Genomic DNA, 241 nt, shown 5'->3' on the forward strand with positions numbered 1-241 from the left:
CTGACCAACGTCAGAAGCGCGCAGGGCGCGGCCACCGAATTTATGCACGAGCGGCTTGAGCCGGAAATCATGCGTAACTACGACGCAAGGACTGACCAGGTTAACAGCGAGCCGCTGCAGCCCGCCCGTTCGCTGGATGCTGCTGGGACATCGCCGGGCGGGGGAGCACCGCTTCAGCCCGGGACACAGTCGTCCGGAGAGACTCTGTCGGGTTCACCTTCGGCTCATGGCCATGAACGAG

General features: G+C 63.9%; 1 protein-coding gene. It reads left to right on the forward strand.

Going from position 1 to position 241, the window contains the following annotated elements; translation table 11 throughout:
- The coding region (locus SB786_RS37440) for a hypothetical protein (RefSeq protein WP_410731742.1) at positions 1–241 on the forward strand (241 nt) is incomplete at both ends.

This window comes from Burkholderia sp. SIMBA_062 (genome assembly GCF_046534765.1).
Classification (GTDB): Bacteria; Pseudomonadota; Gammaproteobacteria; order Burkholderiales; family Burkholderiaceae; genus Burkholderia; species Burkholderia ambifaria.